We start from the raw sequence: 6,474 nt of genomic DNA, 5'->3' as shown, positions 1-6,474 counted from the left end.
CGTCACGACCTGGTAGGCCGCAGGGCCTACTTGGCCTTCTCGAGGATCTCCACCAGGCGCCACCGCTTGGTCGCGGACAGCGGGCGGGTCTCCATGATAAGGACGAGGTCTCCGACACCAGCAGCGTTCTGCTCGTCGTGGACCTTGACCTTGCTCGTGCGTCGGATGACCTTGCCGTAGAGCGGGTGCTTGACCCGGTCCTCGACCTCGATCACGACGGTCTTGTCCATCTTGTCGCTCACCACGTAGCCGCGCCGCGTCTTGCGGTTGGCGCGCTGGTCAGCGGCCGTCTCGGTCACCGGTGCGGCGTTCGTTGCGTTCTCGCTCATTCCAGCCTCACTCACTCACGCTCGGTGCGGTACGGATACCGAGCTCGCGCTCGCGCAGGATCGTGTAGATCCGCGCGATGTCGCGGCGCACGGCCTTCAGGCGACCGTGGCTCTCCAGCTGGCCGGTGGCCGACTGGAAGCGGAGGTTGAAAAGCTCCTCCTTGGCCTTCTTCAGCTCGGCGACGAGCTTCTCGTCGTCGAACGTGTCAAGCTCGCTCGAAGCCAGTTCCTTGGTTCCGATAGCCATCAGTTGCCACCACCCTCGCGCACCACGAAACGGCACTTCATCGGGAGCTTGTGGATCGCGCGGCGCATGGCCTCGCGAGCCAGGGGCTCCGGGACACCGGCCAGCTCGAAGACGATGCGGCCGGGCTTGACGTTGGCGATCCACCACTCGGGCGAACCCTTACCAGAACCCATGCGGGTCTCCGCCGGCTTCTTGGTCAGCGGGCGGTCCGGGTAGATGTTGATCCAGACCTTTCCGCCTCGCTTGATGTGACGGGTCATCGCGATACGAGCAGCCTCGATCTGGCGGTTCGTGACGTACGCAGGCTCGAGAGCCTGGATGCCGAACTCTCCGAACGCGATCTGGTTGCCACCCTTCGAGGCGCCGGAGCGCGAGGGGTGGTGCTGCTTACGGTGCTTCAGCCTGCGCGGGATCAGCATGCTCAGGCCTCCGTTCCGGACTCAGGAGCCTTCTCGGCGACAGGTGCCTCCGCCCCTGCAGCTGCAGGTGCCTCGGACTGTGCCGGACGCTCGTTGCGACGGCCGGCGCCACGACGGTCTCCGCCACGGTCAGGACGGTCGCCACCGCGGGGGCCACCACGGCCCTGGCGGGGAGCGGCGGTCGCCTGCTGCGCAGCGAACTCCTTCTCGGTCATGTCGCCCTTGTAGATCCACACCTTGACGCCGATACGGCCGAACGTGGTGCGGGCCTCGAAGAAGCCGTAGTCGATGTTCGCGCGGAGCGTGTGCAGCGGCACACGGCCTTCGCGGTAGAACTCGGAGCGGCTCATCTCGGCGCCGCCGAGACGGCCCGAGCACTGGACACGGATGCCCTTGGCGCCGGCGCGCTGCGCGGACTGCATGCCCTTGCGCATCGCACGGCGGAAGGACACGCGGCTCGCGAGCTGCTCGGCGATCCCCTGGGCCACGAGCTGAGCATCGATCTCAGCGTTCTTGACCTCGAGGATGTTGAGCTGGACCTGCTTGCCCGTGAGCTTCTCGAGCTCGCCGCGGATGCGGTCTGCCTCTGCGCCACGGCGGCCGATGACGATGCCCGGGCGTGCCGTGTGGATGTCCACACGCACACGGTCACGGGTGCGCTCGATCTCGACCTTGGAGATGCCGGCACGCTCGAGGCCGGTGGCCATGAGCTTGCGGATCTGCACGTCCTCACGGACGTAGTCGCGGTACCGCTGTCCGGGCTTGGTGCTGTCGGCGAACCAACGCGACCGGTGGTCGGTGGTGATGCCGAGGCGGTACCCGTGCGGGTGAACCTTCTGTCCCACTATCGGGCCCTTCCCTTCGTGTCTTCGCGCGGAACGAGAACCACGGTGATGTGGCTCGTCCGCTTGAGGATCTGGCTCGCGCGCCCCTGAGCGCGAGGCCGGAACCGCTTGAGGGTCGGGCCCTCGTCCACGAACGCCTGGGCAACGACGAGCTCCTGCTCGTCGAATGCCACGCTCGCGCGGTCGGCCTTCACCCGTGCGTTCGCGATCGCGCTCTCCACGACCTTGCGGATCGGCTCACTCGCGGCCTGCGGTGCGAACTTCAGCACCGCGACGGCCTCGGTGGCCTGCTTGCCACGGATGAGGTCCACGACGCGCCGGGCCTTCTGGGGCGTGACACGGACGAACCGCGCCTGCGCCTTGGCTTCCATTGCTGTCCTGCCTTCTTGTCTCGTCATGACGTTCGGAGTCGTCGTCTCGTGATCTGCGTCTGCACGCAGATCAGCGACGACGGCCCTTCTTGTCGTCCTTCACGTGGCCGCGGAAGGTCCGGGTGGGTGCGAACTCGCCGAGCTTGTGGCCAACCATCGACTCGGTGACGAACACCGGAGTGTGCTTGCGCCCGTCGTGCACGGCAAAAGTGTGACCGAGGAAGTCGGGCGTGATGACCGACCGACGGGACCAGGTCTTGATGACGTTCTTGGTCCCCTTCTCGTTCTGGACGTCCACCTTCTTCTGAAGGTGTCCGTCGACGAAGGGGCCCTTCTTCAGGCTGCGTGGCATCTGTCAGGCTCCTATCAGCGCTTCTTGCCGGTACGGCGACGACGCACGATCAGCTTGTCGCTCGGCTTGTTGGGACGGCGGGTACGGCCTTCAGGCTGGCCCCAGGGGCTCACCGGGTGGCGTCCACCGGAGGTCTTGCCTTCACCACCACCGTGCGGGTGGTCGATCGGGTTCATGGCGACACCACGGACGGAGGGGCGCTTGCCCTTCCAACGCATACGGCCGGCCTTGCCCCAGTTGATGTTCGACTGCTCGGCGTTGCCCACCTCGCCGACCGTCGCGCGGCAGCGCAGGTCGACGTTGCGGATCTCACCGGACGGCATACGCAGCTGGGCGTAGGGACCGTCCTTGGCGACGAGCTGCACCGACGCACCAGCCGAACGGGCGATCTTCGCGCCGCCACCGGGCTTGAGCTCGATGGCGTGGATGACCGTACCGGTCGGGATGTTGCGCAGCGGCAGGTTGTTGCCGGGCTTGATGTCGGCGCCTGCGCCGTTCTCGATGACGTCGCCCTGCTTCAGCTTGTTCGGCGCGATGATGTAGCGCTTCTCGCCGTCCGCGTAGTGCAGGAGCGCGATGCGTGCCGTGCGGTTGGGGTCGTACTCGATGTGAGCGACCTTCGCGGGCACGCCGTCCTTGTCGTGACGACGGAAGTCGATGACTCGGTATGCGCGCTTGTGGCCACCACCCTTGTGACGGGTGGTGATGCGACCGGTGCTGTTGCGGCCACCGCTCTTGGTGAGCGGACGGACCAGCGACTTCTCCGGCTGCGAGCGCGTGATCTCGACGAAGTCGGCAACGCTCGAGCCGCGGCGGCCGGGCGTCGTCGGCTTGTACTTACGGATTCCCATGGGGATCTGTCCTCAATCTGCTCTCGTCCGGCCTCAGCCGACCGGCCCGCCGAAGATGTCGATCGTGCCCTCGCGGAGGGTGACGATCGCACGCTTGGTGTCCTTGCGCTTGCCCAGCCCGAAACGCGTCCGCCGGGTCTTGCCCTTGCGGTTGATCGTGTTCACGGAGGCAACCTTGACCGAGAAGATCTGCTCGACGGCGATCTTGATCTCGGTCTTGTTGGCCCGCGGGTCCACGAGGAAGGTGTACTTACCCTCGTCGAGGAGCCCGTAGCTCTTCTCGGAGACCACCGGCGCGAGCAGGATGTCGCGGGGGTCCTTCGTCACGGCGGTCACTTCGCGGCCTCCTCGGCCTCGTCAGCTGCTTCCGACTCGGACGCGACGGCCTTGACCGAAGAGCCCGTGGCGGGTCCGGCGAGGAACGCAGCGAGTGCGCCCTCGGTGAAGACCACGTCGTCGGAGACGAGCACGTCGTAGGTGTTCAGCTGGTCAGCGACCAGGAGGTGCACCTGCTCCGCGTTGCGGAGGGACTTGCTCGTCAGCTCGTCGCCACGCTCCAGCACCACGAGCACGTGCTTGCGGGGAGAGAGGTTGGCGAGCGAGTTGATCGCGGCCTTGGTCGACGGCTGGCCGTCGATCCCGAAGCCGGTCACGACGTGGACACGGCCGGCACGAGCCCGGTCGGAGAGGGCGCCGCGCAGTGCAGCAGCCTTCATCTTCTTGGGGGTGCGCTGGCTGTAGTCGCGCGGCGTCGGGCCGTGAACGACCCCACCACCGGCGAACTGAGGTGCACGGGTCGAACCCTGACGGGCGCGGCCGGTGCCCTTCTGCTTGTACGGCTTGCGTCCACCACCGCGGACCTCGCCGCGGCTCTTGGTGTCGTGCGTGCCCTGACGGGCTGCAGCGAGCTGCGCGACGACAACCTGGTGGATCAGCGGGACGTTCGTCTGGACGTCGAACACCTCGGCGGGAAGGTCGGTGGTGCCGGCCTTCTTGCCCGTGGCGTCGAGGACGTCGACAGTGAGAGCTGCCATGAGTGTCATGCTCCCTTCACGGCGCTACGCACGAGGACGACGCCGCCCTTGGGGCCGGGCACTGCGCCCTTGACGAGCAGCAGACCCTTCTCTGCGTCGACCGCGTGGACGGTCAGGTTCTGCGTGGTCTGACGGTCGAAGCCCATCCGACCAGCCATGCGCACGCCCTTGAAGACTCGCGACGGGGTCGAGGCCCCACCGATCGAACCAGGCTTGCGGTGGTTGCGGTGCGCACCGTGGGAGGCACCCACGCCGTGGAAGCCGTGACGCTTCATGACACCGGCGGTGCCCTTGCCCTTGGTGGTGCCCACGACGTCGACCTTCGCGCCGGCCTCGAAGGCCTCCGCGGTGATCTCCTGGCCGAGGGTGTACTCACCGGCATCGGTGGTGCGGATCTCGGTCACGTGACGGCGCGGCGTGACGCCGGCCTTCTCGAAGTGGCCCTTGAGGGGCTTCGTGACCTTGCGCGGGTCGATCTGGCCTGCGGCCAGCTGGACCGCGGCGTAACCGTCGGTCTCCGCGGTGCGGACCTGGGTCACGACGTTCGTGCCCACGGCGACGACCGTGACGGGGACCAGGCGGCCTGCCTCGTCCCAGAGCTGGGTCATGCCGAGCTTCGTGCCGAGCACGGCCGTGACGGGCCGCTCGTTCTGCTGGGGCGTAGTCATGTTGTCCTCCCGCCTCAGAGCTTGATCTCGATGTTCACGTCCGCAGGCAGGTCGAGACGCATGAGCGAGTCGACGGCCTTCGGCGTGGGATCGATGATGTCGATAAGCCGCTTGTGCGTGCGCATCTCGAAGTGCTCGCGGCTGTCCTTGTACTTGTGAGGCGACCGGATGACGCAGAAGACGTTCTTCTCCGTCGGCAGCGGCACCGGGCCCACGACCGTTGCACCAGCGCGGGTGACAGTGTCGACGATCTTGCGCGCCGAGCTGTCAATCACCTCGTGGTCGTAGGACTTGAGCCGGATGCGGATCTTCTGTCCCGCCATGGCGTCGTCTGACTCTCTCTCTCGAACCGCTAGCTGTCCGACCCCCGCGCTCGGGCGTGTCGCCTATCGCGACCTACCGAGCGCACGCACCGAGAACGGTGCAGGGCCGTTGGATATGTGAACTGCTGACACATCGGGCCAACTTCTGGCGCCCGACGGCGTCACCGCCGTTCACAACGTTGTCGAGCCTGTGCAGAACCTGAGCTCCGCGGGGTCCTCGATCTGTGTCGACAGAGAGTTCAACCCGCGGCAACCTCGGAACACCGAGGTCCGCATGCTTAGCGGTTCAACACACTGTTCGACACATGAAAGAGCGCACCCGTAACAGGCAACCTGAACAGTCTGCCACAGGAATCCGTGGAAGACCAATCGTCATGCGTGAGGCACCAGCCGCTCGGGCCGACCGTCACGCGGCGACCGACGTGCTCACGCGTCGAGCGGGGCACGTCGTTCATCCAGGGTAACCGCCCGTGGCGCTCTCGCCGAACTCTGTGACCAGAACCACCGGCCGACGGCAGGCCGCCATGCCTGTCGGCAGCCCTGGCACGGCGGTCCGCAGACCCCTCACCAGCATGGACGCCGACTCGGGAGCCTTCCAGCATCGCCACGGGGAGGAACGTCGCCGATCACGAATTCTCGGGTCGTCCGCTCTTCGGCCGCCGGCTCCTCCGCCCGGGAGGCGCCCGATCCGGGGAGCGCCGAGCGTGCCCCGTCCATCGCTCGCCCCTGCGACCGCCACGGACGCACCCGAAGACCTCGGCGCGCGGCGTCGTCGGGCACGCGTCCGCCCCGGACCGGTCTGCCCTCCCCCGCAGCCCTCGCGTCCTCGCCCGGCACGGTGCACGACGCGCAGCGACCGTGCGTGCCAGCCGACGAAGGCGTGCCTGGCGCGCCGCTCTTCCGTGACGCGGGGCTCCGCTCCGTGCCCCCGCTGCCGCACCTCCCGTCCGGCACGGCCCTGCGGGCACACCCCACCCCGGCCACCCACCGCGTCCCGCTCCCCCGGGTACGCCGAAGGGCCCGGGTACCTTGCGG

11 protein-coding genes are annotated in these 6,474 nt (G+C 67.5%); all 11 read right to left on the bottom strand.

What is annotated here, in order from left to right; genetic code table 11:
* Positions 1 to 26: 26 nt before the first annotated feature.
* Positions 27 to 329, bottom strand: a complete 303-nt coding sequence (gene rpsQ / locus ACFRCR_RS15590) for a 30S ribosomal protein S17 (protein WP_056653775.1) — start codon at positions 327 to 329, stop codon at positions 27 to 29.
* 7 nt (positions 330 to 336) lie between these two features.
* Positions 337 to 576 carry a 50S ribosomal protein L29 gene (gene rpmC / locus ACFRCR_RS15585; RefSeq protein WP_030151932.1) on the bottom strand — a complete coding sequence of 80 codons (240 nt, stop codon included), beginning with the start codon at positions 574 to 576 and terminating at the stop codon, positions 337 to 339.
* Complete coding sequence (gene rplP, locus ACFRCR_RS15580; protein ID WP_030151933.1) at positions 576 to 995, bottom strand: 50S ribosomal protein L16; 420 nt, start codon at positions 993 to 995, stop codon at positions 576 to 578. Before rplP ends, rpmC begins: the two co-directional genes overlap by 1 nt.
* 2 nt (positions 996 to 997) lie before the next feature.
* On the bottom strand, positions 998 to 1,840 hold the full coding sequence (gene rpsC / locus ACFRCR_RS15575) for a 30S ribosomal protein S3 (RefSeq protein WP_030151934.1): 843 nt from the start codon (positions 1,838 to 1,840) through the stop codon (positions 998 to 1,000).
* Positions 1,840 to 2,211 (bottom strand): 50S ribosomal protein L22, encoded by a 372-nt coding sequence (gene rplV, locus ACFRCR_RS15570; protein ID WP_030151935.1) that lies wholly within the window; start codon positions 2,209 to 2,211, stop codon positions 1,840 to 1,842. The genes rpsC and rplV overlap by 1 nt, the downstream gene beginning before the upstream one ends.
* 70 nt (positions 2,212 to 2,281) lie before the next feature.
* Entirely contained in the window at positions 2,282 to 2,563 is a 282-nt protein-coding gene (gene rpsS / locus ACFRCR_RS15565) for a 30S ribosomal protein S19 (RefSeq protein ID WP_012867940.1), read from the bottom strand.
* A gap of 14 nt (positions 2,564 to 2,577) precedes the next feature.
* Complete coding sequence (gene rplB / locus ACFRCR_RS15560) at positions 2,578 to 3,414, bottom strand: 50S ribosomal protein L2 (RefSeq protein ID WP_030151936.1); 837 nt, start codon at positions 3,412 to 3,414, stop codon at positions 2,578 to 2,580.
* A 33-nt stretch (positions 3,415 to 3,447) separates the two neighbouring features.
* Entirely contained in the window at positions 3,448 to 3,750 is a 303-nt protein-coding gene (rplW, locus tag ACFRCR_RS15555) for a 50S ribosomal protein L23 (RefSeq protein WP_030151937.1), read from the bottom strand.
* The gene (gene rplD / locus ACFRCR_RS15550; protein ID WP_138825547.1) at positions 3,747 to 4,448 is read right to left on the bottom strand and encodes a 50S ribosomal protein L4; all 702 of its coding nucleotides are present in this window, start codon (positions 4,446 to 4,448) and stop codon (positions 3,747 to 3,749) included. The genes rplW and rplD overlap by 4 nt, the downstream gene beginning before the upstream one ends.
* Positions 4,449 to 4,453: 5 nt before the next feature.
* A complete protein-coding gene (gene rplC / locus ACFRCR_RS15545) occupies positions 4,454 to 5,116 on the bottom strand; it encodes a 50S ribosomal protein L3 (RefSeq protein WP_030151939.1) in 663 nt (220 codons plus the stop codon).
* Positions 5,117 to 5,130: 14 nt separating this feature from the next.
* Positions 5,131 to 5,439 (bottom strand): 30S ribosomal protein S10, encoded by a 309-nt coding sequence (gene rpsJ, locus ACFRCR_RS15540; protein ID WP_012867945.1) that lies wholly within the window; start codon positions 5,437 to 5,439, stop codon positions 5,131 to 5,133.
* Between the last annotated feature and the right edge of the window lie 1,035 nt (positions 5,440 to 6,474).

Source organism: Oerskovia sp. NPDC056781 (assembly GCF_042789955.1).
In the GTDB taxonomy this organism is placed as follows: domain Bacteria; phylum Actinomycetota; class Actinomycetes; order Actinomycetales; family Cellulomonadaceae; genus Oerskovia; species Oerskovia rustica.
The sequence above is the reverse complement of the archived record's forward strand: the minus strand, read 5'-3'. Positions and strand labels throughout refer to the sequence as shown.